This window comes from Micromonospora sp. NPDC048842, assembly GCF_040649935.1.
GTDB lineage: Bacteria > Actinomycetota > Actinomycetes > Mycobacteriales > Micromonosporaceae > Micromonospora > Micromonospora hortensis.
On sequence record NZ_JBEZGK010000002.1, the window covers coordinates 149,862 to 176,791 of the forward strand.

General features: G+C 69.2%; 24 protein-coding genes. 12 read left to right on the forward strand and 12 right to left on the reverse strand.

What is annotated here, in order from left to right:
* Positions 1-96 precede the first annotated feature (96 nt).
* From rplI to rpsF, 4 genes are all read right to left on the reverse strand, one after another.
* Entirely contained in the window at positions 97-543 is a 447-nt protein-coding gene (gene rplI, locus AB0C19_RS03205) for a 50S ribosomal protein L9 (RefSeq protein ID WP_030487689.1), read from the reverse strand.
* 14 nt (positions 544-557) lie between these two features.
* The gene (rpsR, locus tag AB0C19_RS03210) at positions 558-839 is read right to left on the reverse strand and encodes a 30S ribosomal protein S18 (protein WP_051723758.1); all 282 of its coding nucleotides are present in this window, start codon (positions 837-839) and stop codon (positions 558-560) included.
* The gene (locus AB0C19_RS03215) at positions 839-1,375 is read right to left on the reverse strand and encodes a single-stranded DNA-binding protein (RefSeq protein WP_181518404.1); all 537 of its coding nucleotides are present in this window, start codon (positions 1,373-1,375) and stop codon (positions 839-841) included. The genes rpsR and AB0C19_RS03215 overlap by 1 nt, the downstream gene beginning before the upstream one ends.
* A gap of 80 nt (positions 1,376-1,455) precedes the next feature.
* On the reverse strand, positions 1,456-1,746 hold the full coding sequence (gene rpsF, locus AB0C19_RS03220) for a 30S ribosomal protein S6 (protein ID WP_036391391.1): 291 nt from the start codon (positions 1,744-1,746) through the stop codon (positions 1,456-1,458).
* Positions 1,747-2,375: 629 nt separating this feature from the next.
* Here rpsF and AB0C19_RS03225 point away from each other — a divergent pair.
* Both AB0C19_RS03225 and AB0C19_RS03230 read left to right on the forward strand, forming a co-directional pair.
* On the forward strand, positions 2,376-3,167 hold the full coding sequence (locus tag AB0C19_RS03225; protein WP_357178645.1) for a deoxyribonuclease IV: 792 nt from the start codon (positions 2,376-2,378) through the stop codon (positions 3,165-3,167).
* Positions 3,164-5,278 (forward strand): hypothetical protein, encoded by a 2,115-nt coding sequence (locus tag AB0C19_RS03230; RefSeq protein WP_357178648.1) that lies wholly within the window; start codon positions 3,164-3,166, stop codon positions 5,276-5,278. Before AB0C19_RS03225 ends, AB0C19_RS03230 begins: the two co-directional genes overlap by 4 nt.
* 108 nt (positions 5,279-5,386) lie before the next feature.
* Here AB0C19_RS03230 and AB0C19_RS03235 read toward each other — a convergent pair whose 3' ends face one another.
* Together AB0C19_RS03235 and AB0C19_RS03240 are read right to left on the reverse strand one after the other, a co-directional pair.
* Positions 5,387-6,895 carry a glycosyltransferase 87 family protein gene (locus tag AB0C19_RS03235; RefSeq protein WP_357178651.1) on the reverse strand — a complete coding sequence of 503 codons (1,509 nt, stop codon included), beginning with the start codon at positions 6,893-6,895 and terminating at the stop codon, positions 5,387-5,389.
* A gap of 126 nt (positions 6,896-7,021) precedes the next feature.
* Positions 7,022-9,331, reverse strand: a complete 2,310-nt coding sequence (locus tag AB0C19_RS03240; RefSeq protein WP_357178654.1) for a transglycosylase domain-containing protein — start codon at positions 9,329-9,331, stop codon at positions 7,022-7,024.
* 4 nt (positions 9,332-9,335) lie between these two features.
* Between AB0C19_RS03240 and AB0C19_RS03245 the strand changes: the two genes are divergently transcribed.
* Positions 9,336-10,022 carry a hypothetical protein gene (locus AB0C19_RS03245; protein WP_238687616.1) on the forward strand — a complete coding sequence of 229 codons (687 nt, stop codon included), beginning with the start codon at positions 9,336-9,338 and terminating at the stop codon, positions 10,020-10,022.
* Between the two features lie 139 nt (positions 10,023-10,161).
* Here the strand turns inward: AB0C19_RS03245 and AB0C19_RS03250 are convergent, their stop codons facing one another.
* Entirely contained in the window at positions 10,162-10,611 is a 450-nt protein-coding gene (locus AB0C19_RS03250; protein ID WP_030487681.1) for a DUF5318 domain-containing protein, read from the reverse strand.
* A 175-nt stretch (positions 10,612-10,786) separates the two neighbouring features.
* On the opposite strand from AB0C19_RS03250, the gene AB0C19_RS03255 reads away from it, so the two are divergent.
* Positions 10,787-11,425 carry a PadR family transcriptional regulator gene (locus AB0C19_RS03255; protein WP_030331823.1) on the forward strand — a complete coding sequence of 213 codons (639 nt, stop codon included), beginning with the start codon at positions 10,787-10,789 and terminating at the stop codon, positions 11,423-11,425.
* Between the two features lie 23 nt (positions 11,426-11,448).
* A complete protein-coding gene (locus tag AB0C19_RS03260; protein ID WP_238687617.1) occupies positions 11,449-12,528 on the forward strand; it encodes an inositol-3-phosphate synthase in 1,080 nt (359 codons plus the stop codon).
* Positions 12,529-12,590: 62 nt separating this feature from the next.
* On the opposite strand, the gene AB0C19_RS03265 is transcribed toward AB0C19_RS03260, so the two are convergent.
* The 3 genes from AB0C19_RS03265 to AB0C19_RS03275 form a co-directional block, all read right to left on the reverse strand.
* Positions 12,591-12,935 (reverse strand): hypothetical protein, encoded by a 345-nt coding sequence (locus AB0C19_RS03265; protein WP_238687618.1) that lies wholly within the window; start codon positions 12,933-12,935, stop codon positions 12,591-12,593.
* Positions 12,936-12,973: 38 nt separating this feature from the next.
* Positions 12,974-13,180 (reverse strand): ribbon-helix-helix protein, CopG family, encoded by a 207-nt coding sequence (locus AB0C19_RS03270; RefSeq protein WP_238687619.1) that lies wholly within the window; start codon positions 13,178-13,180, stop codon positions 12,974-12,976.
* Between the two features lie 198 nt (positions 13,181-13,378).
* Positions 13,379-13,858, reverse strand: a complete 480-nt coding sequence (locus AB0C19_RS03275) for a methylated-DNA--[protein]-cysteine S-methyltransferase (RefSeq protein WP_357178662.1) — start codon at positions 13,856-13,858, stop codon at positions 13,379-13,381.
* A gap of 116 nt (positions 13,859-13,974) precedes the next feature.
* On the opposite strand from AB0C19_RS03275, the gene AB0C19_RS03280 reads away from it, so the two are divergent.
* Together AB0C19_RS03280 and AB0C19_RS03285 are read left to right on the forward strand one after the other, a co-directional pair.
* Positions 13,975-14,514: a hypothetical protein gene (locus tag AB0C19_RS03280; protein ID WP_357178665.1), complete on the forward strand. Its 540-nt coding sequence runs from the start codon at positions 13,975-13,977 to the stop codon at positions 14,512-14,514.
* Between the two features lie 28 nt (positions 14,515-14,542).
* Positions 14,543-16,066, forward strand: coding sequence for an SPFH domain-containing protein (locus AB0C19_RS03285; protein ID WP_357178668.1), 1,524 nt, complete (start codon positions 14,543-14,545; stop codon positions 16,064-16,066).
* 128 nt (positions 16,067-16,194) lie between these two features.
* On the opposite strand, the gene AB0C19_RS03290 is transcribed toward AB0C19_RS03285, so the two are convergent.
* Positions 16,195-18,306 (reverse strand): S8 family serine peptidase, encoded by a 2,112-nt coding sequence (locus AB0C19_RS03290; protein WP_357178671.1) that lies wholly within the window; start codon positions 18,304-18,306, stop codon positions 16,195-16,197.
* A gap of 287 nt (positions 18,307-18,593) precedes the next feature.
* A complete protein-coding gene (locus AB0C19_RS03295) occupies positions 18,594-20,054 on the reverse strand; it encodes a CCA tRNA nucleotidyltransferase (protein WP_357178674.1) in 1,461 nt (486 codons plus the stop codon).
* A gap of 126 nt (positions 20,055-20,180) precedes the next feature.
* Here AB0C19_RS03295 and murJ point away from each other — a divergent pair, with 126 nt between their 5' ends.
* The 5 genes from murJ to trxB all read left to right on the forward strand — a co-directional run bounded on the left by murJ (position 20,181) and on the right by trxB (position 26,899).
* A complete protein-coding gene (murJ, locus tag AB0C19_RS03300; RefSeq protein WP_357178677.1) occupies positions 20,181-21,938 on the forward strand; it encodes a murein biosynthesis integral membrane protein MurJ in 1,758 nt (585 codons plus the stop codon).
* Between the two features lie 446 nt (positions 21,939-22,384).
* Positions 22,385-23,992 (forward strand): protein kinase family protein, encoded by a 1,608-nt coding sequence (locus tag AB0C19_RS03305; protein WP_357178681.1) that lies wholly within the window; start codon positions 22,385-22,387, stop codon positions 23,990-23,992.
* A 43-nt stretch (positions 23,993-24,035) separates the two neighbouring features.
* Positions 24,036-24,746 carry an RNA polymerase sigma factor SigM gene (gene sigM, locus AB0C19_RS03310; RefSeq protein ID WP_357179479.1) on the forward strand — a complete coding sequence of 237 codons (711 nt, stop codon included), beginning with the start codon at positions 24,036-24,038 and terminating at the stop codon, positions 24,744-24,746.
* Positions 24,743-25,765 (forward strand): hypothetical protein, encoded by a 1,023-nt coding sequence (locus AB0C19_RS03315; protein WP_357178686.1) that lies wholly within the window; start codon positions 24,743-24,745, stop codon positions 25,763-25,765. The genes sigM and AB0C19_RS03315 overlap by 4 nt, the downstream gene beginning before the upstream one ends.
* Positions 25,766-25,948: 183 nt before the next feature.
* A complete protein-coding gene (gene trxB, locus AB0C19_RS03320; RefSeq protein ID WP_330439380.1) occupies positions 25,949-26,899 on the forward strand; it encodes a thioredoxin-disulfide reductase in 951 nt (316 codons plus the stop codon).
* The last annotated feature ends 31 nt before the right edge of the window (positions 26,900-26,930 follow it).

The window sequence follows — 26,930 nt, forward strand, 5'->3', positions numbered from 1 at the left end:
CCACCTTGGCCCGGGCAGTGTGCCGGGTCGGACGACCTACGCACGAGGGCCCGCACCGATCGCTCGGTGCGGGCCCTCGTGGTGGTGTTGCGGACGTCAGCCCTGAACGACGTTCAGGTTGAACGACGCGGTCACCTCAGGGTGCAGCTTGATCTTCACCGGGTAGGCGCCGATCGACTTGATGTGACCGGGCACCTCCAGCCGGCGACGATCGAGAACCGGGCCGCTGGCGGCCTTGACGGCGTCGACGATCTCGGCCGGGGTGACCGAGCCGAAGAGCCGTCCACCGTCGCCGGCGCGGACCTTCAGGTTGACCTTGAGACCCTCGAGCTGAGCCTTGACCTCGTTGGCGTGGTCGAGGTCGCGGATCTCGCGGGCCCCACGGGCCCGCTTGATGACCGTGACCTGCTTTTCCGCGCCCTTGGTCCAGACGATCGCGAAGCCCTGCGGCAGCAGGTAGTTACGGCCGTAGCCGTTCTTGACCTCGACGATGTCGCCCGGGGCACCGAGGCCGGACACTTCCTGAGTCAGGATGATCTTCATATCGGTGCCTCCTCTCAGCGGGTGGTGGCCGTGTACGGCAGGAGTGCCATCTCACGGGCGTTCTTGACCGCACGGGCGATCTGCCGCTGCTGCTGCGAGGTGACGCCGGTCACCCGCCGAGCGCGGATCTTGCCGCGGTCGGAGATGAACTTGCGCAGCAGCGCGGTGTCCTTGTAATCGATGTAGGCGATCCCGTCCTTGTCGAGCGGGTTCACCTTCTTCTTGGGCTTGCGCAGTGCCGCAGCCTTGGCCGTTGCACGTGCTCCTGGTTTGCGATCGCGAGCGCTAGGCGCCATTAGAACGGTGGCTCCTCGTCAAAATTGGCGCCCGAACCGGCACGCGCGGGAGAAGGAGCAGCCGAAGCCCAGGGGTCGTCGAAGTTGCCTCCGCCGCCACCCTGGTTGCCACCGCCACCGCCGCCACCGAAGCCGCCGCCGCCACCGCCGGAGCGGGACATCTTCTGCACCTTCGCCGTGGCGTAGCGCAGCGACGGGCCGATCTCGTCGACCTCAAGCTCGATGACAGTGCGCTTCTCACCCTCGCGGGTCTCGTACGACCGCTGACGCAGCCGGCCCGACACGATCACCCGAGCGCCACGCTGCAGCGACTCGGCGACGTGCTCGGCGGCCTGGCGCCACACGGTGCATGCGAGGAACAGCGGCTCGCCGTCCTTCCATTCGTTCGACGCCTTGTCCATGAAACGGGGCGTCGAAGCGACTCGGAACTTGGCGACCGCAGCCCCGGAGGGGGTGAACCGCAACTCGGGGTCATCGGTCAGATTGCCGATGACCGTGATGGTGGTGTCTCCTGCCATGACCATCTCCTCGCGCACTCAGCGTCTCGTCGTACAGGCTCGCAGAGCCGTACGACAGAGTCGCGGAGGCTGATCCGGACGAACCGGGGTTGGATGCTCTAGCGCATTTCCGGTCGGATGACCTTGGTGCGCAGCACGGACTCGTTGAGCCGGAGCTGACGGTCCAGCTCGGCCACCGCAGCAGGCGTGGCCTGCAGGTCGATGACGGCGTAGATGCCTTCGGCCTTTTTGTTGATCTCGTACGCGAGGCGCCGACGGCCCCACACGTCGGTCTTCTCAACCGAGCCACCCGCGGTCCGAATCACGTTCAGGTACGTGTCGAGCGACGGTGCGACGGTGCGCTCCTCGAGGCTGGAGTCGAGGATGACCATTAGTTCGTAGTGACGCAAGACGTGCTCACCTCCTGTGGGCTAAGCGGCCACGGTCCTTCCGTGGCAGGAGGTCTTGTGTCGCTGCCCGCACGCGCCGAGGGAACCCGGCCGGACGCGGACAACCTGACCAGGATACCCGGTCCCAACGATCATGCCCGGGGTGGTCGGGCCCGGGCCCGGACGAGCCGACAGGGGCCCACCGTCCGACCGTCAATTGGTCGGTGGTGGGCCCCTGCCTACGAGGCCGCGGGGCGTCCGGTCCGCATTCCTTGGGTGGGACCTGGGGAGGAACGACCACACCGATGAGGTTGGACCGAAGACGCCCCGCGGAGCTTTATCGTGTTGTTATCTGACGATACAACAGCACTCGTACCTTGTCGGGGGGAAAAGCACAATTTTCCGAGATTCGTCGTCGCTCGGTATCCGCTGTGCGATGGGGTCGCCCCCGCTGCGCCGGGCCGCGCCGCGGGGGTGACCTCGCTGTCGGCCGTCGACCGCCGGTCGCCGTGTGCGACGCTCGCGCCGCTGGCGGCACCGGGATGCTGGTCGCCGGTTCAAACCCATCAACGATCGTCGGTCCCTCCGGTGACGCGACACCGCGCCGGCCGTCGCCCCGCCGGTCGGGGGCGCGACGTAGGCTCGCTCGCATGCGTATCGGAGCCCACGTCGACTCGACCGACCCGCTGGCGGAGGCGGCCGCCCGGTCCGCCGAGACCGTGCAGTTCTTCCTCGCCGACCCACAGGGTTGGAAGGCGCCCAAGCCTCGCGAAGATGCCGAGCGGCTACGCGCCGCCGAAGTCGACCTCTACGTGCACGCGCCATACGTCATCAACGTGGCAACGCTCAACAACCGCATCCGGATCCCGAGCCGCAAGCTGCTACTCGGGCACGCCAACGCGGCCACCGCCATCGGCGCCAAGGGCCTGATCGTCCACGGTGGGCACGTCAACGCCGGCGACGACCTGGCCGTCGGCTTCGACAACTGGCGCAAGACCTTCGCGTACGCGGCGGACTCCGGCGGCTTCGGCGTACCGGTCCTGATCGAGAACACCGCCGGCGGCGACAACGCCTGCGCCCGGCGGCTGGACGCGCTCGCCCGACTCTGGGACGCCATCGGTGACTACGAGGTCGGCTTCTGCCTGGACACCTGCCACGCGTTCGCGGGCGGCGAGGAGCTGCTCGGCCTGGTCGACCGGGTCAAGGCGATCACCGGGCGGATCGACCTGGTGCACGCGAACAACTCCAAGGGCGCGTTCAACTCCGGCCAGGACCGTCACGACAACCTGGGCGGCGGGACGATCGACCCGGAGCTCGTGGTGGCGGTGATCCGGGCGGCCGGAGCGCCGGTGGTCGTCGAGACACCGGGCGGTGTGACAGGTCAGGCCGCCGACATCGACTTCCTGCGTGAGCAGCTCGGAGCGGAGAGCCCGGCGGCATGACGAGCGGACAGCCCGGGACCGGCAACGCCCGGCCCACTCCCACCGGTGTGACCGCCGAGAGCCAACAGGCCACCACCGCCGCGGCCGGCACCCCCACCCAGCAGAACGCAGCAGCCAAGCAGGATGCCGCCGAGGGCGGCACCGCGGCCGGCGACAGCACCGCCGAGGGCACCGACGCAGCCAAGGACGGCGACGCGGCCAAGGGCAGCGACGCGGCCAAGGACGGCGACGCGGCCAAGGACGGCGACGCGGTCAAGGACGGCGACGCGGCCAAGGACGCGAAGGCGGACGAAACCGACGGTACGGATAAGGCCGACAGCGGGGCCAAGCCGGTCGGCCCGGAGCGTTGGGAGGCGTTCGCCTCCGCCCCTGAGCCGAAGCCCTCCATCTTCAGTCGCGCGGGCCGGGCGGTCGGTCGGTTCCTGATCCATGAGTGGACCCTGGCCGCCCTCGGCTCGTTGGCACTGGCCGTGTTGATGACCTGGCCGACGCTGCGCTATCCGCGCTACACCCTTCCGCAGGACTATTGGGACCCGAGCCTGCAAGCCTGGCAGATGGCCTGGTCCGGGCACATCCTGCTGGCCGAGCCGGCGCGGCTGTGGCAGTCCAACACGTTCTTCCCCGAGCTGTGGAGCTTCGCGTTCTCCGACACTCTGCTCGGGTACGCCCCGGCCGGAATGCTCGGCAGCGGTCCCGAGGACGCCATGCTGCGCTACAACATCATGTTCGTGCTGGCGCACGCGCTCGCCACGCTCGGGGCGTATGCGCTGGCCCGACAGCTCGGGGCCGGCCGGATCGGTGCGGCCGTCGCGGGGGTGAGCTACACCTACGCGCCGTGGCTGCTGGCCCAGGCCGGGCACCTGCACGTGCTCTCCAACGGTGGCATTCCGCTGGCGCTGGCGATGTTGGCGCGCGGGCACGGGTGGTCCCTCCGACACGGCTACCGGCCGGAGCGCCGGCATGACGGTTGGGTCTACGCCGGGTGGCTGGTGGCGGCCTGGCAACTCAGCCTCGGCTTCGGCATCGGGCTGCCCTTCGCGTATTTCCTGGCCGGCGCGGTGCTGGTTGCCGCCGTCCTGTTTTTCGCACGGAGGCTGCGCACCAGGCAGGCCGTTCCGTTCGGTCGCCGGTTGTTCGTCGCCGACGTGCTCGGCGGGGTGTTGTTCGCCGGTGTCGGTCTGCTGATGGCGTTCCCGTTCTTCAAGGTGACCGAGCTGCACCCGTACGCCGAGCGCACCATCGGCGACATCAGCCTCTTCTCGCCACCGGCGTCGGGCTTCGTGACGGCGCCCGGGGAGTCGCGGATCTGGGGTGGGCTGCACGAGGGTGCCCGGGCAGCGCTGCCGTGGCACCCGGAGATGACCCTGCTGCCGGGCTTCGTGCTCTACGCGCTCGCAGCGGGCGGGTTGCTCTTCTCGGTGTGGCGGCTGCGGCACCGACTGCTGCTGCTCGCCGGGGTGCTGCTGACGATGGCCTTTGCCATGGGCACCCGTTTCTTCGACGGCACCTTCACCTACGTGCCTCTCTTCGAGCATCTGCCGGGCTGGAGCGGGCTGCGTACCCCCGGACGGTTGATGCTCTGGACCACGTTGTTGCTCGGCCTACTCGCGGCGGGCGCGGTCACCGCCCTCACCGACCGGGTCCGCGAGTTGACAGCGCAACGGATCCCGTCGTGGCCGGGCCCGTGGCTGCGGATGGCCACCCTGCTGCCGTTGCTGCTGGTCACCGTCGAGGGCCTGAACACCACCCCACACCCGGTGGTGCCGACCCAACCGGCGGCAATGCGTTCGGCGGAGGGCCCGCTGCTGGTGCTGCCCAGCAATCAGAGCCTGGACCAGCACGTGATGCTCTGGTCGACCAGCGGGTTCCCCGACGTGGTCAACGGCGGTAGCGGCTTCACGCCGCGCCAGCTCGACGACGTCCGTCGGGTGAGCCAGTCGTTCCCGGACCAGACGAGCGTCGACTACCTGCGCACGCTCGGCGTCCGCACTGTGGTGCTGCTGCGCGGCCAGGTGGCCGGCACACCATGGGAAATCAACATCGACGCGCCGGTCGACTCGCTGGGCATCAGCCGGCAGGACGTCGGCGACGCTGTCGTCTATCGCCTGTGAAGCTTTAGGGCGGGGCCCACCCGGCTCCGGGCGGTCAGGCTTGATCCCTGCGCCGGGTGGGCTCCCCCGAAAACCCCGACCTGGTCCGGGCCGCGGTCGGCCTTAGGGTCAGGTCGTGGGCACCGGCACGGGTGCTTGTTCGCTGGCCGTCGTGGGGCGGCGCCAGCGGTCTATCCAGGGTGCGTCCGGGGCGCCGTCGAGAACGCCACCGTCCGGGTCGTCCGGGTAGGTGGCCCGCACCGCGTCCTGCTCGGGGTGCAGGATCTCCTTGACGACGAAGACGCAGAGCACCACCACGGTCACCAGTCGCAGTGTCGAGGCCAGCACGAACACCCCTTCCGGGAAGACCGGACGGCTGGTTGCCGCGCCGAGCAGTTCCCCGTAGAAGGCGACGAAGTAGCAGACCTCGGCGATCTGCCAGGCCAGGAATGCGCCCCACTTCGGTCGGGCCAGCACCACGAGCGGGAGCAGCCAGAGCACGAACTGCTGCGACCAGACCTTGCTGAAGATGAGGAACGCGGCGACCACCAGGAAGGCGAGCTGACCCAGCCGCGGTCGGCGCGGCGCCCGCAGCGCCAGCACGGCGACGCCGAGGCAGGCCAGCCCGAACAGCGCGTACGAGACGGTGTTGAGGGTCGGGATGTTGGCGTTGAGCCACTCGAACGGGCCGAGATTGGCGGGGTCGTTGCCGACCTTGCCGTCCAGGTAGCGCCCGATGTACCAGAGCGTGCCCCAGTCGATCGGTCGGGTGGTGTTCAGTTCGAAGAACCGGTCCCAGTTCTCCGGGTACGCGCGGGCGGCCGGCAGGTTGACCAGCACGACTGCCGCGATGGCCGTCCCGATGGCGGTGAGCGCGGCACGAACCCGGTCGGCCCGTAGCGCCAGGATGAGGATCGGCCCGAGCAGGAAGAGCGGCCAGAGCTTCGCCGCGCCGGCCAATCCGAGCAGCACTCCGGCCACCGCCGGTCGTTTTCGGGCCCAGGCCAGCAGGCCGAAGGCGGCCAGCCCGATGGCGAGCAGATCCCAGTTGACTGTGGCGGTGAGCACCAACGCCGGGGCGAGTGCGAACATCGCCGCGTCCCAGGGTCGCCGGCGGCGCAGCGCCAGGATCACCGCCACCGTGGCCACAGCGAGCGCGCCCAGCACCAGCGCGTTGAGGTTGTAGAACCACTGGCCCTGGTTGATGCTCGGATCGCCGTCACCGATGGCGTGCACCGGCAGGCCCAGCGCCCCCATGAAGTAGCCGGTCAGGACCGGGTACTCGACCGGGTGGTCGCGGTAGGGCACCTTGCCCTCATTGAGCCCTTCGGCGTAGTAGAGGGCGAGGACGTCGGTGTAGCAGAACCGGGTGTACTGGACGTTGTTCTGCCAGGCGCCGTCCTGGCAGGGCGATTTCTGCACCCAGTGCAGGGCGAGCGTGAGGCACACCATCGCCAGGACGATCCGCACGGCGGTCCAGAAGCGACGCTCCCGACCGGCCGGCCGGTCCACCGCTGTCGCGTGGTCGCCCAGCGGCCCGCCGATGACGCTGGAGATGCCGCGGACGAACCCGTCGGAGCGGGACGGGTGATCGGTGGTTCCGGCGTCGTCGATGCCGGGCGTCGACTGGGTGCTCATGAAGAGGCATCCTGCCGTACGACAGGGGTACCCGTCCTGTCCCGGCGCCGAGTTCCGGGTACGAAAACGCCGCCGCCGGCCGGGACAGGTCGTCCGGCCGGCGGCGGCGTCGTGTGCTGGTGCCTGTCAGTCCCGGTTGGGTGGCAGGCCGGGCAACAGCCCTCCACCGCCACCACCGGTGCCGCCACCGCCGGGATTGCCTCCTGGGTTACCTCCCGGGTTACCGCCGGGATTGCCCCCGGGGTTACCGCCAGGGTTACCACCACCAGGGTTGTTGCCCCCGGGATTGCAGAGGATGTCGATCAGCGGGTTACAGGGGGTGCCCTGGCCGGGCTGACCCCCCGGGTTGGGTGGCGGCGGCGGGGGCGGCGGGGCTTCACCGTTTCCGGAATCCGGATCGCCGATGTTCTGGGCCGGCGGGAAGTCGACCTTGGGCTTGCCCTTCAGCGCCTCGTCCATGAACCGCTCCCAGATGTCGCCCGGGAGGTTTCCACCGCTGACCTTCCGCTTGTCCTTGAGGATGAGCGGCTTCCGGTCTCGCACGTTGCCCACCCACACAGCGGTGGCCAACTGCGGCGTGTAACCGACCATCCAGGCGTCGCCGTTGTCCCTGCTGTCGCCCTTGAGCTCCCAGGTACCGGTCTTGGAGGCCGCCTTGCGACCGTCGTCGAGCCGGTGGTTGACAGCGGCCGGGTAGTCCTTCAGCACCGACGTCACGTCGTCCACGACGCCCTTGTCGATTCGCCGCTTCGAGTCGAGCTTCTCGCTGTAGATCTTGTCCCACTTACCGGTGTTCGGGTTCTGCTTCTCCACCGAGTAGAGGAAGTGCGCCTTGTTGTAGACGCCCCCGTTGGCGAAGGTGGCGACGCCGTTGGCGTGGTCCAGCACCGTGATCGGGTACTGGCCGTAACCGACGACGTTGAAGAACGGCTCCGGCGTGATGTCCTTCGGGTCGGTCTTGGTCAGGTCGTAGGCCTTGGCCGGGTTGGTGTCCGTGCGCCACATGGTGGTGACGCCGGCCTGCTTGGCCATGTCGACGACCTTGTCCGCGCCGATCTCCTCGGTGACGTAGTAGAACGGCACGTTCAGGGACTTGAGGGTGGACACCTTGAGCGTGCAGGAGTTACCGCAGTCGGGGTTGTCGTCGCCCGCGTTGCTGACCTTGAACTCGGTGCCTTCCGGCTTGAAGGCCTTGCCCTTCCACCGGGACTCGAGCGCCTTCTTCTCCTTGAGCGCCGCCGCCAGGGTGTAGATCTTGAAGCTTGAACCTGGCGAGTGACCGCCGCTGATCGTCCCACTGGAGTCGGTGTTCTTACCGGCGTAGTCGGTGCCGGTGCCGTTGTCACCGCCGTAGTACGCGACGACCCGACCGTTTGTGGGGTCGATTGCCACCACCGCGGCCATGAGGTTGGACGGCTGATCAGCCAACTCGGAGCCCTTGGACTTGCGTTGGGCCGTCTCGACCGCCGCCGCCTGCATCTTGGTGTCCACAGTGGTCCGGATTCGATAACCGCCGGCCATCAGCGCCTGGGAACACAGCGGCTTGGTATCTGTCACCTCCGTGTCCTTCTCGACACAGATGCCCCTGTCCCGCATTTCCTGCCGGACGTAGTTGATGACGTTGCCGTACGGGGTGTCGACGCCGAAGTCGACGCCGATGCCGCCCTTCTTCGGGGCCTTGATGGCCTTCATCGGGTACTCAGCAGGACGCGGCTGCTTGCCGGGCACACCGAGCCAGCCCTCCTTGACCATGCCATCGATCACGTAGGTCCAGCGATCCTGGGCCGCGGTCGGGTTGATCGCCGGGTCGTACCCCTGGTGGGTGGAGCTGGGTTCTGGCTGCTTGATCAGAGCGGCGAGGACGGCACCCTCGGCCGGATTGAGCTTGCCCACCGACTTGCCGAAGTAGGTCTGCGCCGCGGCCTCGATGCCGTAGGCACCCCGGCCGAAGTAGATCACGTTGAGGTAGTGCTGCATGATCTGCGGCTTCGTGTACTCGTCGTTGAGCTTGGAGGCGAAGATCGCCTCCTTCACCTTCCGGGCGTACGTGTCGTCCTTCAGGTTGTCGTAGGCGTTGCGCGCGTACTGCTGGGTGATGGTGGAGGCGCCCTGCTTGTCGCCGCCGGAGAGGTTGTTCCAGCCGGCGCGGGCAATGCCCTTGTAGTCCACACCGGAGTGGCGGTAGAAGTTCCGGTCCTCGGCTGCGGCAACCGCGTTCTGCACGTACTCCGGAATCTGGTCGATGGTGACCAGGGTTCGGTTCTGATCGCCCACCTTGGCGATGATCGTCTTGTTGTCGAAGGCGTACAGGGTGGTCGCCTGCGGCGGAGTGATCTCGTCCGGGAGCACGACGCTCGTCGAGTAGTAGGTGAACCCGACCACGCCGATTCCGGCGAGCATGATGAAGACGGCGAACCCGGCGATCAGCAGGTTCATTCGCTTGCGCTTCTTCGCCCGCGCCGCGCCCGAGTCACCCGGACCACGGCCGCCCCGACCGGGACCACCCGGACCACCGGGTCCCCCAGGGCCGCCCGGTCCACCGGAGACCGGTGAGACGCTCGCTCGGGCGACCGCCGCACGACCACCGACCGACGCGGAGCCGACGCTGGCCCGGCCTGCTGAGGCGCTGCCGACCGAGGCCGCACCGACGGCGGCGGCACCGACCGAGGCCCGACCTGCTGGCGCACCCGGCGCGGGAGAGACGGGCACGGAGGCCCGACCGGCGCCAGCACGGCCAGCGGCCACACCCGGTGCCGGCGACACCGGCACCGAGGCCCGACCGGCCCTGCCGTTGGCTGCCGAACCCACCGAGGCGGACCCGGCCGCCGCGCTGCCACGCGGCGGCACCGAGGCCGAACCGCCGACCGTGGCGCGACCGCCGGTCGCCCGGGGCGTCACCGAGGCACGGCCCGGGGTTGCCGCGCCGCCCTCCGAGGCTGACCAGCCGCTCCCGCCGGAGTCACCGCCGGGCCGGCGGTACGCGTCGTCCGCGCCCGGTCCGGGGTCACCGTCCGGACCCGAGTACTGGGCCCGCCCGCGCGCAGAACTGGGATCACCGTACGAGTTCATTCCTCACACCCTGCCGGTCGCGGTGGGGCGCGACTGCGCCGCCACCGGGTTGCCGTGAGTTGCTTCACCCCGGCTGCCGGCACGGGGGCGCCGAGCGAGCGGGGTCATTGTCGTATCAATCGGGCCAATCGGGCCAACAAGCGGTTGACCGTCCCGGGTTTCGTCTACGGCCCCGGGGCCGGTCCAACCAGCTGAGATCACCGTTGCGCCTCTCGCCTCCGCCGACCGGCGCCTTCGGCGCCCGCCGCGTCCTGCTCGCTCGTGCCGTCGCTGTCGCCGGTGAGGCCGTCCCGGCCGAGCAGGTACTGCTCGACGAGATGGTTCCAGTCACAACCGAGGCACACCTCCACCACGAAGACCTGAAACTCACGCAGCGTCATCGCCAGCACTGGCAACTCGGTCAGTGTCCGAGCCTGGCCGGCGGACTGCTTGAGTTCGTCACCGTAAATGTAGTGGACCAGGGTCAGGTTTTCGCTGCGGCAGATCGGGCAGCGCCGGTCCGTCGGCTCTCCGTGGAACCGAGCGGCGTTCTTCAGGTACGGCGACGCGTCGCAGACGTCGTACGTGCCGACCCGGCCGGCCAGGAGCTCACGCAGCACTGCTCGCTTCTGAAGCGAGTAGTCGACGACCTGGCGCTGCGTACGCATGCGGAGAAGGGTACGCGGTCCGACCGGAGCAGGCGACCACGCTCACAATCCGTGACGACAGCATCTCGGTGCGGGGGTTTGCCCTGGCCCACGCGAACCGCTAACGTGCGATGTATCGGTCCGATACATCGCGGCGGTTACCGCTCCACGCCGGAGGGTAAAGAGAGGGTGGCCAGTGCTCGAGTTCGCCATCCTCGGCCTCCTGCAGGAGTCTCCGATGCACGGCTATGAGCTGCGCAAGGAGCTGACCGCCAAACTCGGCGCGATCCGGGCGGCGATCAGCTACGGCTCGCTCTATCCCACGCTACGCAGGCTGCAGGCGGCGGGGTGGATCACCGAAGCTGCTGAGACACCCGCCACTGCCGAGGAGGTTCCCGCGCTGACCAGCCGACGAGGTCGGGTGGTCTACAAAATCACCGCGGAAGGCAAGGAACGCTTCGCCCAGCTGATCGCACAAGCCGGACCCGAGACGTACGACGACACGGGCTTCGGGGTGCACTTCGCGTTCTTCGCCCGAACCGACCAGGCGACCCGACTGCGCATTCTGGAGGGTCGCCGCCGCAAGATCGAGGAGCGTCGCGAAGGGCTTCGCGACGTGCTGGGCCGGGCGGCCGAGCGCCTCGACGCTTACACGCTGGAACTGCAGCGCCACGGCCTTGATGCCTGTGAGCGCGAGGTCCGCTGGCTGGAGGAGCTCATCGCCAACGAGCGCTCCGGCCGAGCCCCGACGGTCCCGAACATCGGGACAGCCGGCGGCCGACGAGAAGACAACAGCCCGCCTCCGCCTGGAGAGACCAGGAATGAGCGGCCGTGACAGAAAAGAAGGAGGCAGACGCTATGGGCTCCGTCCGCGTCGCCATCGTCGGTGTGGGTAACTGCGCCTCGTCCCTGGTTCAGGGCGTCGAGTACTACCGGAACGCCAACCCGAACGACCGCGTCCCGGGTCTCATGCACGTCGCCTTCGGCGACTACCACGTCAACGCCGTGGAGTTCGTCGCGGCATTCGACGTGGACGCCAAGAAGGTGGGCATGGACCTCGCGGAGGCGATCGTCGCCAGCGAGAACAACACCATCAAGCTCTGCGACGTGCCGCCGACCGGCGTCAGCGTGCAGCGCGGTCCGACCTTCGACGGTCTGGGCCAGTACTACCGCGAGATCGTCGAGGAGTCCGACGCCACCCCGGTCGACGTGACGCAGGCGCTGCGCGACGCGCGGGTCGACGTCGTCGTCTGCTACCTCCCGGTCGGCTCCGAGCAGGCCGCCAAGTTCTACGCCCAGGCCGCGATCGACGCCGGCTGCGCGTTCGTCAACGCCCTGCCGGTCTTCATCGCCTCCGACCCCGAGTGGGCCAAGAAGTTCGAGGACGCGGGCCTGCCGATCGTCGGTGACGACATCAAGAGCCAGGTCGGTGCCACCATCGTGCACCGCGCCCTCGCGAAGCTCTTCGAGGACCGCGGCGTCGAGCTGCTGCGCACGTACCAGCTCAACTTCGGCGGCAACATGGACTTCATGAACATGCTGGAGCGTAAGCGGCTGGTCTCGAAGAAGATCTCGAAGACCCAGTCGGTCACCTCGCAGATCCCGCACGAGATGAGCAAGAGCGACGTGCACATCGGCCCGTCGGACCACGTGCCGTGGCTGGACGACCGCAAGTGGGCGTACATCCGCTTGGAGGGCCGCTCGTTCGGTGACACCCCCCTCAACGCCGAGCTCAAGCTCGAGGTGTGGGACTCGCCGAACTCGGCCGGCGTCATCATCGACGCGGTCCGGGCCGCGAAGATCGCCCTGGACCGGAAGATCGGCGGCCCGATCCTGTCGGCCTCGTCGTACTTCATGAAGTCCCCGCCGGTGCAGTACGCCGACCACGACGCCCACCAGGCCGTCGAGGAGTTCATCGCCGGTGAGGTCACGCGCTGACGCGCTGAATCATCACGCACGTGGAAGGGCCGGGTCCGTGCGGACCCGGCCCTTCGCCGCGTTCAGCTCGACATCTCCAGGTACGGCGACAGCCGCAGCGCCAGCTCGTCAATCGAGTCGACCTCGCCACTGACCAGCGCGTCGGTCACTGCCATCCGCTCCTTCGCAGGCATGTTGAGGATCAGCCCAGCCTGTTCGAAACGGACGTCCGCAGCCCTCCAGGCGAGCCCTGCGTTCCACAAGTCAAGCGGACGCCAGAGCATGATCCCGTGGAGCAACGCGGCAGCCTGATCCAGGGTTGTCGGATAGACGGGACCATTGAGTAGATGGGCGTGTGGCCGGGCGGCAGCCGCGAAAAGGATGCCACCGTCGCGCACGACCGTGTGTGGGCCGGTGCTTTGTGCCATCAGGAGCAGTAGATCCTCCGCGTCCGGCCAGCGGTGCCTCACCGGTCGCCGAGCATTTCGTAGAACTCCGCGTTGCGCTCCTCCACCCGCTTGACCGCCCCACGGGTCCACTCGTCGCGCTCGCGGCGGTCCAGATATGCCTGGATCGCCACCTCGACGGTCTTGTGCATGGACCGCTGCTCGGCCTCGGCAAGCTCCTTGAGGCGCTGTTCGACTTCAGGCTTGAGCGTCAGGGTAAAGGCCATACCACTTTTGTATAGCCCCTCCGGTGGCACGTCAACCGCGCTTGGCACTGCCTCTACCTCCTCATTCGTTGATCTCGGTTGCCGCTGGCAAGCCGCGCACCGATCAACGGCAGAACGTGAAAGTCAGACACGGAGGACGGGGTATCGAAATGTTTAACAGCGATCACATGTCCATCCACCGCGAAGCATCCGACGGGGTCAGGACCAGGCGTGTCGCAGGGCGACCCCGGCCTCCAACTCCAGCAGCTTGACCTTGCGGGGCAGGCCCCCGCCGAAGCCGACCAGCTTGCCGCCCGCGCCGACGATCCGGTGACAGGGCACGATCACCGGCACCGGGTTGCGGTTGCAGGCCACTCCCACCGCCCGCGCCGCTCCGGGATCGCCGACCAGGCGCGCCACCTCGCCGTACGTCAGCGTCTCCCCGTACGGGATCCGCGTCATCTCCCGCCACACAGCGCGCTCGAAGTCGGAGCCGCGCGGCACCGAAACCGGGACGGTGAACGCGGTCAGCTCGCCGGCGAAGTACGCCCGCAGCTCGTCGACGGCCTGCCGGGACAGCGCGTCGCCGGGCTCGTCGACCGCTGCGTCGACCCGACCGAAGGCGGCACCGCGGACGCTCGTGCCGTCGGTGGCGACGGAGAACTCACCGATCGGTGAGTCGAACACGGCCCAGCGCATCCACCTATTCTCCCCCACGCGGACTCTCTCGCCGGCCCGGCCACCAGCCTCGGACCGAGCGTCACTTCCGACCCGCATCGGTAGATCATCTTCACGCCCTGCCAGGGCCTTCGGCGTTGCGCGGCGTCGATACCGTCAAGGTCGTGGCAACGGGAACGCTCATCTTTCTGATCATCGGCGGGGCGGGCATCGGTGTGCTCGCGCTCGCCCTGCTCGGCACCGAGCTGTTCCAGTTCGGGCACGCCGACGTGGACGGGCCGATCTCGATCGAAACGGTCGCCGGCTTCGCCGGGGCGTTCGGGTTCGGCGCGGCCATCGTCAACGAACTGCTCGGTGCTCGTACACCCGGCATGGTCGTCGGGGCGGTGGCCGGCGGCGTGCTCGCAGCCGTGCCCACCGGCTGGTTGGCGTCCCGACTGAGTCGGGCGGCACGGAACATGCGCACCGACCCCACCCCCACCCGCGACGACCTGGTCGGCGCGCTCGGCCTGGTCGTCACCCCGGTGCCGGCCAACGGGTACGGCGAGGTCCGCATTCGCCTCGCCGGCCAACCAGTCAAGCTCAGCGCCCGCGCGGACCAGCCGATCCCGATCGGCGCCCAGGTCTTCGTCGTGCAGGCGCTCAGCGAGACCAGCGTGCACGTAGAGACCTACTGATCTCCCCCTCATAGACGGGACTTTTTATATGGCCCTACTCATCGCCATCGGTGGCGCTGTCCTCCTCGCGCTCATCCTGGTGCTCTTCGTGCTCTCCCGGATCAAGGTGGCCGGCCCGAACGAGGCGTTCATCGTCACCGGTCGCAAGGGCCGCACCACCCAGACCGCCGACGGCGGGCGGTCCACCGACAACTCCGGCCAGAAGGTAGTGCTGGGCGCCTCGGTCTTCGTGCTGCCTGTGGTGCAGAAGCTCCAGTCGCTCGACCTGTCCAGCCGGCGGATCGACGTCGGCATCCGGGGCGCCGTCAGCAAGCAGGGCATCCGCGCCGACCTGCACGGCGTGGCGATCGTCAAGGTCGGTGGCACCGAGGACGCGATCCGGGCAGCCGCACAACGGTTCCTGCACCAGCAGGACGAGATCGACAACTTCACCAGGGAGGTGCTGGCCGGCGCGCTTCGCTCGATCGTCGGCCGGCTCACCGTCGAGGAGGTCATCCGGGACCGGGCGGCGTTCGCCAGCGCGGTCGCCGAGGAGGCCGAGCACTCGATGACCAACCAGGGTCTGGTGTTGGACACCTTCCAACTCCAGGACATCCTCGCCGAAGGCTCCTACCTTCAGGACCTGGGCCGACCCGAGGCCGCCCGGGTGCTCAAGGACGCGGCGATCGCCGAGGCCCGGGCCCGGCAGCAGGCCGAGCAGGAGCGGCTGCTCGCCGAGGAGGCAATCGCCGAGGCGAACCGCAACCTGGCCCTCAAGCAGGCCGGCATCCAGGCCGAGATCGACGCGGCGAAGGCGAAGTCCGCGGCGGCCGGACCGCTCGCCCAGGCCGAGCGGGACCAGGCGATCCTGTCCGAACAGCAGAAGGTGGCCGAGCGCAACGCCGAACTCAAGCAGCGCCAACTCGACACCGAGGTTCGCAAGCCGGCCGACGCGGCCCGGTACAAGGTGGAGCAGGAGGCCGAGGCGTCCCGAGCAGCGGCGGTGCTGCACGCCGACGCGCAGCGTCAGTCCGTCATCGCCGCCGCGCAGGCCTCCGCCGAGCAGGCCCGCCTCACCGGTGAGGGTGAGCGGGCCCGACGGGCCGCGCTCGCCGAGGCCAACGCCATCGAGGGTGCCAAGGAGGGTGAGGCCGAGCAGCGGCGACGCTCCGCCATCGCCGAGGCCGTGGAGCGGGAAGGCCAGGCCGAGGCCGCGGCCATCCTCGCCAAGGGTGAGGCCGAGGCCGACGCGATGGCGCGCAAGGCCGAGGCGTTCGCCGCCTACGGAGAGGCGGCCGTGCTGGACCTGCTGGTCAAGGTGCTGCCGCAGGTCGTCGAGGCGGCCAGCGCGCCGATCGGAGCGATCGACAAGATGACAGTCATCTCCACCGACGGCGCGTCGTCGCTCACGAAGTCGGTGGCCGGCAACGTGGCCCAGGGCCTCCAGCTCGGCAGCGATCTCACCGGGATCGACCTGCCCGGCCTGCTGGCACGGCTGGGTGCCGGACGGACCGACGCCACCGCTCCGGCCACCGGGGTCGACACGGTGGACGGCAGCACCGTCTCGCGCTGAGCCCGCGGGACCGGCCGACCGTCAGGTCTCTGGCCGGCACCGGATGACCCACAAACGGCCGGCGCCCGCCGGCACCGCCTCCCGAGGGAGGGGTGCCGGCGGGCGCCGGTGGTAATTCCGTGGCTGGTTCAGGCGAGGTTCATGAAGAAGCGCTCGCCCGCCGAGAGGCCCAAGTCCGGTGCCTCGTAGTTGAAGTTCTTGTTCGGGATCAGCTGGCTGGTGCCGGCGCTACCGGCACTGACCGCCTGCTGGTCGACGTTCGCGAAGAGAAAACCCGACCCGTCAGTGTCTCCGAAACCCCGGTGCCAGAAGTTGAAAGCCTCCCAGGCATCGATTCCAGCGGCCGAGGCAAGGATCGGCTGCGATCCGGCAGCGGTCGCCGAGACCCACTTGCCGTTGGCCAACGAACGCATGCCGAAGTAGCCGTAGTAGTCCAGGTCGAACAGCTCGAACTTCTCCCAGGTGCTGACCGACGCGGCCAACGGGATCAACGGCTTGCTCCCGGCACCGTCAGCGGAGACGTACTTGCCGCTGACGGCCGACTTGAAGCTGACGATCAGGTTCGTCTCGAGGTCGAACTTCTCCCAGGTGCTGGCGTTCGTCGCGCTGGCAATCAGCGGACCACCATTGCTGGGGGCACTGACGTACTTGTTGTTGACAGTGGCCCTCAGGCTCACGGTGCCGTCGGTCTGGTGAACCAGCTGGAACCTCTCCCAGGTGCTCACCGTCGCGGCAGCGGCGATCAGTGGCTTGCTGCCGGCACCGTTGGCGCTGACGTACTTACCGTTGACGTTCGCCCGCAGTGCGACCAAGCCGTTGCCGGCGTCGACGATGTCGAGCTTCTCCCAGCCACCGAGCACCGGGCCGACGCCGGCCAGAGGCTTGCTGCCCGCACCGTCAGCCGAGACGAAATAGCCGTTGGAACGCGCCAGCAGACCGTGCGAGGTGCGCGCGGGAGAGAGGGCCGACGCGACGTTGAGCAGCCGGTCCACCCCGCCCTGCGGGTTCAGCACCGCGCCAGCGAGCCCCCGGGTCACGATCGTGTTGCGCACCTGCGACGGGGACCACGCCGGGTTCGACTGAAGCAGTAGCGCAGCGGCTCCAGCCACGTGCGGCGCCGCCATCGAGGTCCCGCTGAAGGCCACCGATCCGTCGGTGGTCCCGCTTGCCGCCGAGACGATGTCCACGCCCGGAGCCCAGACGTCGACACACGGACCGTAGTTCGAATCCCACTTCTCGGTCGCGACCCGACGATCGAACCTGTCGGTCGCTCCGACGGTGATCGCCGCCGACACCCTGGCCGGGCTGTACACGCAGGCATCGTTCGCGTCGTTGCCGGCGGCCACCGCGTAGGTGAGACCGGTGGCGATGGAGTTGCTGACCGCGTTGGCGAGCGCCGGGTAGTTCGGGTTGTACGGCGCGCCGAGGCTCATGTTGACCACGGCAGGCTTCTGCGCGTTGGCGGTCACCCAATCGATCCCGGCCACGACCTGCTCGGTGGTGCCTTCACCCAGGCAGTCGAGGACCCGGACGGCGACCAGGTCGACGTTCTTTGCCACGCCGTACTTCGTGCCGCCGACGGTGCCCGCCACGTGCGTGCCGTGACCGTCGCAGTCCTGCGCCACATTGTCCTGGTCGATCGCGTCGTAGCCGTACGAGGCACGGCCACCGAAGTCGCTGTGGTTGATGTCGATGCCGGTGTCCACGATGTACGCCTTCACCCCGGCACCGGTGTTGGGGTAGGTGTAGCTGCCATTCAGCTTGGGCGAAACCTGATCGATCCGGTCCAGGCCCCAGGAGGGGGGCGCGCTCTGCGTTCCGCTCTTGTGGAAGCGGATCACCGGCTCGACGGATGCGACATCCGGGTCGGCGGCCAGCCGGCCGGCCTGCTTCGCGGTCATCGCGGCGGAGTAGCCATTGAGGGCGTTGCTGTACGTCCGACGGATGCTGCCGCCGTTCTCCTTGGCCAGAGCCGAAGCGGCGGCCTTGATTTTGGCCGGGGTGGTCTTCTTGTCCTTGAGGACCACGATGTAGCGATCCGGTACGACCTCGGCGGGCTTGGCCTTGGCCAACCGGCCGTCCTGCTTGGGAGCGGTCAACTTGCTCGCGGGCTTCGGCGCCAGCGGAGCGGTCGGTTCGGCCATGGCGGCCCCACCGGTCGCAGCGGTGACGATGATGGTTGCGGAGGCGAGAGCAAGGCTCGCCACCGCCGAGCGGCGTATTACGCCACGGCGTTTCACTAGGTGATCTCCCCGTTTGGTCGTCGCCCGTCCAATCCGGAGGGCCGGACGGGCGGTGGGGTCGGCGGCGGTGTCGATGCACCGGTAGCCGACGGACGCCCAGACATCATGGACGACGATGAAAGCGCTACACCTCAGCCATTCGGTCGATCCGCTCGCGTTTCGTCGGCGAGCGGACAGCTGTGGTCTGCATCGTCCTTCATCGCCGTCGGTTACGTCCCGCAAGTGACGGCTCCCGCCACCCCACGGCAGATCGCGCTACAGGACCAGCATCGAGGTTGAGCGCGTCAGCCGAGGATGCCCTCGGCGCGGGCCCAGCGCAGCAGCTCCGCCTCGGCGGCGTCGCGGTCCAGCGGGCCGTGCTCGAGGCGTTGCTCCTTGAGGTGCTTCCAGGCCCGCCCGACCACCGGCCCCGGCGGAACGCCGAGCAGCTCCATGATCGCGTTGCCGTCCAGGTCGGGTCGAACCCGCGCCAGGTCTTCCTCCGCCTCGATCCGGGCGATCCGATCCTCCAGCGCGTCGTAGTCGGCCGCGAGCTGGGCGGCCTTGCGCCGGTTGCGGGTCGTACAGTCGGAGCGGGTCAGCTTGTGCAGACGGGGCAGCAGATCACCGGCGTCGGCGACGTAGCGGCGCACCGCCGAGTCGGTCCACTCGCCCCGCCCGTACCCGTAGAAGCGCAGGTGCAGCGCGACCAGCGCGGTCACCTGCGCGGTCACGTCCTTGGGGTAGCGCATCGCCTTCATCCGGGCCTTGGTCAGCCGGGCGCCGACCACCTCGTGGTGGTGGAAGCTGACCCGGCCGTCGGACCCGACCGCCTTCGTCGCCGGCTTGCCCGCGTCGTGCAGGAGGGCGGCCATCCGCAGGATGAAGTCGCAGCCGTCCTCCTCGTAGGAGACCGCGTTCTCGACGACGGTCAACGTGTGCTCGTAGACGTCCTTGTGCTGGGCGTGCTCGTCGATCTCCAGCTTCAGCCCGGTCAGCTCCGGCAGGAACCGCTCGGCCAGCCCGGTGTCGACCAACAGCCGCAACCCGGTGATCGGGTCCGCGCCGCAGAGCAGCTTGGTGAACTCGTCGCGGATCCGCTCGGCGGTGATCCGGTCCAGGTCGGCGGCCATCTCGGTCATCGCCAGGTGCACGTCCGGGTGGACGGCGAAACGCAGCTGGGCGGCGAACCGGGCGGCCCGCAGCATCCGCAGCGGGTCGTCACCGAACGACTCACCAGGCGTGCTCGGGGTACGGATCACCTTGGCCGAGAGGTCGGCCAGCCCACCGTGCGGGTCGGTGAACCGGTGGTCCGGCAGGCCGACCGCCATCGCGTTGATCGTGAAATCGCGCCGCTTCAGGTCCTCGTCGAGGCTGGTGCCGTACACCACCACCGGGTTACGACTGACCTGGTCGTACGACTCCGCGCGGAAGGTGGTGATCTCCAGTCGGAGGCCGTCGCGCTGAGCGCCGATGGTGCCGAACTCCCGACCGGTCTCCCAGATCGACTCGGCCCAGCCCTTGATGATCCGCAGGGTCTCGTCGGGGTGCGCGTCGGTGCAGAAGTCGAGGTCATCCCCGAGTCGTCCGAGCAGGGCATCCCGCACCGAACCGCCCACCAGGTGCAACTCGTGACCGGCGCGGACGAAGCGGCGGCCCAACTCGTCGGCGACCGGGGACACCCGGAGTAGTTCGGCGACGGCGTTGCGCTGCGCGGCGGTGAGTTCGCGGCGGTCGGCGGCGTGAGGAGCGGAGGCTTCGGACATGGGATCGCCAGCTTATCGGGCCCAGGTGTGATCCGATCCGCCGGGCGCGGGTAACGGGTGGGGGTTGACTATGGTCTGTGGCGTGCGGGTCGGTGTCCGACTCGACGTACCCCTGGGAGGCTGGAGATGAGCGGCGGGCTCTACCGCAGCGCCAACGCCGCGAATGATGGCGGCCCCGGCCCCGGTGCCCGTCCCGGGGACGGCGCCACGTTCATCTCCGCCGAGCCGCTGAACCAGCCGGCCATGGAGTCGACAGCGCCGCCGCAGGAGCAGGTCGGCGAGGCGAGCGCGGCGACCAACAGTGCGGTGATGGCGATCGGCAGCCTGGTCAGCCGGGGCACCGGCTTCCTGCGCACGTTGGCGTTGACCGCCGCGCTGGGCGGGGCGCTGGTGGGTGACGCGTACACCACCGCGCAGATCCTGCCCGGCATGGTCTACGAGTTCCTGCTCGGCGGCATCCTCACCAGCGTGTTGATCCCGGTGCTGGTCCGTCGGCGCAGGGTCGACACCGACGGTGGACAGGCGTACGCCCAGCGGCTGCTGACCCTCGCGGTGCTGACCCTGGCGGGAGCAGCCCTGCTGGCCGTGCTGTCGGCCGGCCTGCTGACCAAGCTCTACGCCGGCGACAACACGGGCGACGACTTCCGGGACCTGGTCAAGGCACTGTCGTACCTGATGTTGCCGATGATCTTCTTCACCGGTCTCAGCGCGCTGATCAGCGCAGTGCTCAACACCCGGGGGCACTTCGCCGCGCCGATGTGGGCGCCGATCCTGAACAACATCGTGGTGATCGCCACCGCGGGTCTGTACATCGCGATCTTCGGCGCGAAGATCGTCAAGCCGGAGGACATGACCACCGGCCGGATTCTGCTGATCGGTGGCGGCACCCTGGTCGGCGTCGCGATCCAGGCCGCCGGGCTGCTGCCGGCGCTGCGCAAGGTCGGCTTCCGGTGGAAGTTCCGGTTCGACTTCCGCACCCTCGGGCTGCGCGAGCTGGGGCGTCTCGGCGGCTGGATGTTCTGTTACGTCGCAGTGAGCCAGGTCGGCCTGATCGTGCTGTTCAACCTGCTGAACCGGGCAGGTAAGGAGAACGCGGCCGGTCCGCTGATCTACAACAACGTGTTCCTGCTGCTGATGATGGCGCACGGCATCATCGCCGTTTCGATCATCACGGCGCTCATGCCGCGGATGAGCGCGGCCGCCGCCGATGGCCGGTACTCCGATGTCGCCGCCGACCTCTCCCGAGGCACGCGCACCGTCTCGGCGGTGCTCGCCCCTATCGCGGTCTGCTATGCGGTACTGGCGACTCCGCTGGCCGTGACGCTGTTCCGCTACGGCGCGTTCACCGACGAGAACGCGGCGGACACCTCGCTGGTGCTGCTCCTGGCGGCGCTGGCACTGGTGCCGTTCGCAATCAGTCAGCTCTTCACCTTCGCCTTCTACGCCCTGCCGGACACCCGCACCCCGGCGCTGATCAACATCCCGGTGGTCGCGCTGCGGATCGGCGTGCAGGTGGTGCTCTACGTCGCCTTCGCCGCTCACTTCGCCGCGGCCGGGATGATGATCGGCAACGCGGTGTCCTACCTGGCGGCCGCCTTCGCCTCCGCGTGGCTGCTGCGGCCCCGCGTAGGCCGGATCGGGATGGGCGCCATCCTGCGCACGCTCGGCCGAGTGGCGGTCGCCGCGTTGGGGGCCGCCCTGGTCGGCCTTCTCGTCGTGAGCCTTCTGCCTGGCGGCGACAGGCCAAGTTGGATGCAGGCTGTCGTGCAGCTCGTGATCGGCGGCGTGGTGATCGGCGGGACCTATCTGGGTCTGGCCATGCTGCTGAAGATCGGTGAGATCACCGAGGTGGTCGGGATGGTTCGCCGCCGCCTCGGTCGCTGAAAGTCCGCATCCGATTACAACAAGTTGGCACTCATACGGAATGTGACTACGGATCACCAGGCTGGGGATGCGCCTGTGGATAACTCCGCGATTCGCCGGTCAACCGCCGCTTCGGCCTGTGGATAACCAACCGTACGGCTGAGGGTGGCGACCCGATCGGTGGGAACGTACGAGGCAGCGCGAGCGCCACGCCAGCCCAGCCCCGGCGTCGGTCACTTGCGGTGAAGCCGTAGATTAGCTAGTACATGTGCCAGCAACGTGGCTGACAACGGTCGTAACCGGACGAGCTCTTCGACTGCCGGAAACCCCGCCAGGTACGGCGGGAAGATGACATGTCGGAGAGACGGGCAACCCGGGTAAGGTCGCTCTCGACGGGTACGGCAGGGGCCGACGCTGGGCGTCGACACCGGTCGGCCGGTTCCTTCAACGGCAGAGCGGGAAGCCACATGCCCAGCAGTTCGGGTTCATCGATCGACACGATCACCGAGGGAGGACGGGTGACCCAGGTCGGCGAGGGTCAGGAGGCGGACGAAAGCGCTCCTCCGGTCATGACCTTCGGTGCTCCCACGGCCGGTGAAGTCCTCGCCGAGCGGTACGAACTGGTTGAGCACATCAACAACGACAGTGCGGGTCGGCTGGTTTGGCGCGGGGTCGATGTCATCCTGCGCCGTCCCGTTGCCGTGGTGCTGCGTTACCCGGGTGGCGACTCCGCCACCGAGATGCTTCAGGCCGCCGTCGCGGCCAGCCGGGTCATCCACCCCAACCTGGTCGGCGTCTACGACGCGATCGACGAGGCCGACCGGGCGTACGTGGTGCGCGAGTGGGTCGACGGGCAGTCCCTGCGGGACCTGGCGACCGACGGCCCCCTGGACCCGGCTCGGGCCACCGCGATCGGCAACGCCGTCGCGAGCGCGCTCGCCGCGGTGCACGCCACCGGCATGGTGCACGGCAACGTCCACCCCGGCACCGTCATGATCAGTGATGAGGGCCGGGTGGTCCTGGCCGACGCCCGCACCGACGGCGCCGACAGCCAGGAGAACGACATCCGGGCGGTCGGCGGTGTCCTCTACTTTGCGCTGACCGGCTCCTGGCCGCACGCGGAGGCACCACTGCACGGCGCCACCGCCGGCCACGGCCGCGCCGCCATCCCGGACGCTGTTCGGGACGCCGGGGGTGCCATCGCGGCACCGCGCCAGGTTCGGGCGGGCGTTCCTGCGTACCTGGACGACCTGACCATGGACCTGCTCGACGCCGAGATCGCGCCGCCGTCCTCCGACGTGCTCGCCGCGGAGTTGGCGCGACTCGACGTGCCGGCCGAGGATGAGCACTACCTCGACAACAGCGGGCCGCTGCGGTTCGCCGCGGAAACCGGGGAAGAGCCGTCACCGCTGGCTGCGGCCGGGGGCCGCAAGGTCGCCGTAGGCATCGCTGGTCTGCTGGCCGTCGCCCTGGTCGGTCTGCTGATCGGGATCATCGCCTTGGGTGGCGACGACGAGGACCCGCAGTCCAACCCGGTCGCCGCGCCGACCTCCAGTGCTCCGGCCGGCGACGCCACCCCGGCCGCCGCGACGGCCCGCAAGCTGACAGTCAAGAGCGTCCGGATCATCGACCCGGACAGCAAGGACCGCAGTGAGGTCGACGGCGCCGAGAAGGTCATCGACGGTGACGAGGACAAGGGCTGGGAGACCGAGACCTACCGGGACCGGCCCAACTTCGGCAACCTGAAGAAGGGCATGGGCGTCTGGATCGACCTCGGCCAGCCGCACACAGTCAAGTCGGTGCAGGCAGTGCTGTCGGCCACCAACGCGTCCGCCCAACTGCTCGCCGGCACCACCAACCCGCCGTCCAGCTCCAACGGTGACAAGCAGTTGGTCGCGAGCTACAAGTCCGCCATCGGCCAGCCGTTCGAGGACCACGACGGCACCACCATGACGTTCAACGGCTTCGACGCCGACCAGAAATACCAGTACCTGCTGTTCTGGATCACCGAGCTGGCTCCGGCCGAGGGTGGGTTCAAGCTGGGGGTGCAGGAGATTACGGTCCAGGGGTCGTGAGCCGGGCACCACGATCCGGGCATCGCACGCACTGGCCGCGGTGATGGACGAGCGCGCCGCCGCGAGGGACCTGGAGCTGCTGCGCGCGCACGTCGCCGGGGACCGGGACGCCTTCACCGAACTGTTCCACAGGCACCGGGACCGGTTGTGGGCGGTGGCCCTGCGGACGCTCGGCGACCGCGAGGAGGCAGCCGACGCACTCCAGGACGCCCTGCTGTCGGCGCATCGGGCGGCGGCCCGCTTCCGTGGCGACTCCGCCGTCACCACCTGGCTGCACCGGATCGTGGTAAACGCCTGCCTGGACCGGATCCGACGCCGGCAGGCGCACCCCACAGTGCCGCTACCCGACGGCAACCGGGCCGACGACGGCACCGGCGGGCTGGAGCCGGCGGCACCGGCAACAGACCACGACACAGTGCTGGTGGTCCGCGAGGCGCTCGCCGCGCTGCCTTTTGAGCAACGCGCGGCGCTGGTGCTGGTCGACGTACAGGGCTATCCGGTCGCCGAGGTCGCCCGCATCCTCGGTGTCGCCGAGGGCACTGTGAAAAGCCGGTGTGCTCGGGGCCGGGCGCGGCTGGCCGTGCTGCTCGGGCATCTCCGCCCCGCCGCCGTCGCGACGCCTTCGGCCCGACCGGACCCCACCGCCCCGATCACGGGCGTGCCCGGCGTCACGCCGGGGAACCCCGGCCCGGTGGAGGGCGTCGGATCGGGGTCAGGTCGATACCGGCGGGACGCCAACCAGGAGGACACGTGACGACCGAGGGGTTCCGGGAGGTCGACATCGACCTCCTCGCTGACTACCTCGGCGGGGCGTTGGAGGGCACCCCGCAGCAGGACGAGGTCGCCCACCTGGTCTCCGCGGACCCGTCCTGGGCCGAGGCGTACGCGCTGCTGGCCCCCGCCGTGGCCGAAGTCCGGACGGGTCTGACCCGCTGGGCCGAGCCGTCCCCGGAGATGCCGTCGGCGATCACCGACCGCCTCCTGGCCGCGTTGGCCTCCGCGGAGCCGACGACCGACACGTCGACCGAGGAGGCACCCGCCGGCGCGCCCAGCGTCGATCGCGACGGCGACGCGGCGACGCCGTTGGTCGTACCGGCCCAGGGCGGGGCCGGTCGCCGGCCTCCCGTTCCCACGCCCGGCGGGTCGGGGCGTAGGGCGTCCACCGGTCCGGGCCGCCGCCAGCGCGGCTGGGTCCGTCGTGGCGCACCAGTGGCCGCCGCCGCGATCGCCGTCATCGCCGTCGCGCTGGGCCTCAACCAGCTCTCGATGCGGGCGTCGGACGACTCCGGTGGCACCAACGCCATGAACCAGCCGGCCAGCGCGCCGGAGGGCGTCGCGGGGGCCGGGACGGCCCGCACCACCGGGCCGGCACTGCGCAGTGGTACGAACTACAGCCCGCAGACCCTCGGCAACGCCTACGGCACGGACGCGCCAAGCACATCGGCTGCCACCCGGGCGACCGACAACACTCCGGGTGAGCAGCCGGAGGTGCATGCCGAGGACGAGCGCCGTCCCTCTCCCGACGGTTCGGACCAGCTCGCCCGGCTGACCGACGAGGCCGCGCTGACCAGCTGTCTGGCCAGCGTCGCGACGGAGCACGGATCGACCCCACTGGTGGTCGAGGTGATCGACTACGCCCGGTTCCAGGGCGATCAGGCGTTGGTCATCCACTTCACCGACGCGAGCGGCGCCCGGTGGGCCTGGGTGAGTGGCCCGGAGTGCGGGGTGCCCGGGTCCGGCTCGGACAGCCGGTATTCGGCGCGGGTAGGGTGAATCCACGGTCAATGGCACGATGCCCCTCCACGTGACCTGACCCACCGGATGCCCGGCTAGGGAATCCCCGGTTCGTACGATGACGTTCTGGAAGTCAGCTGCCGGCTCCACCCAGGCGTCGGCGACTCGGATCGGCATCGGTGCTCACGCCGACGCCGAACACACACAACTCGGGAGACGGCAGTGGACGAGGTCCGCAACCTGATCATCATCGGCTCCGGGCCGGCCGGCTACACAGCGGCGGTCTACGCCGCACGTGCCAACCTGAAGCCGCTGATCATTGAGGGCGTGCAGTCCGGTGGCGCGCTGATGACCACGACCGAGGTGGAAAACTTCCCCGGCTTCGCGGACGGCATCCTCGGCCCCGAGCTGATGGACAACATGCGTAAGCAGGCCGAGCGGTTCGGCGCCGAATTCCTCACCGACGACGTGACCCGGGTGGAGCTGGTGGACACCGGCGACGCCGGCTCCGACTCGGTGAGCACCGTCTGGGTCGGCGAGACCGCCTACCGGGCCCGATCGATCATTCTCTCCACCGGTTCGGCCTGGCGTCCGCTGGGCGTGCCCGGCGAGCAGGAGTTCCTCGGCCACGGCGTCTCCTCCTGCGCCACCTGCGACGGCTTCTTCTTCCGCAATCAGCACATCGTGGTCGTCGGCGGCGGCGACTCGGCGATGGAGGAGGCCAGCTTCCTCACCCGCTTCGCCGAATCGGTCACCATCATCCACCGCCGCGACTCGTTCCGGGCCAGCAAGATCATGGCTGAGCGGGCGTTGAGCAACGAGAAGATCAAGGTCGAGTGGAACAGCGCCGTCGAGGAGATCCTGGGCGACGACGGCAAGGTCACCGGCGTACGGGTCCGCAACGTGCACACCGGTGACACCAAGGTGATGGACGTGACCGGCGTCTTCGTCGCCATCGGTCACGACCCCCGCAGCGAGCTCTTCCGTGGTCAGGTCGAGATGGACGACGAGGGCTACGTCAAGGTCCAGGCCCCCAGCACCCGCACCAACATCCCCGGCGTCTTCGCCGCCGGTGACCTGGTCGACCACACCTACCGTCAGGCGATCACCGCGGCCGGCACCGGTTGTGCCGCAGCGCTCGACGCCGAGCGGTTCATCGCGACGCTCAGCTGAAACAAGGAACACATCCCGGAGGAGGGGCATA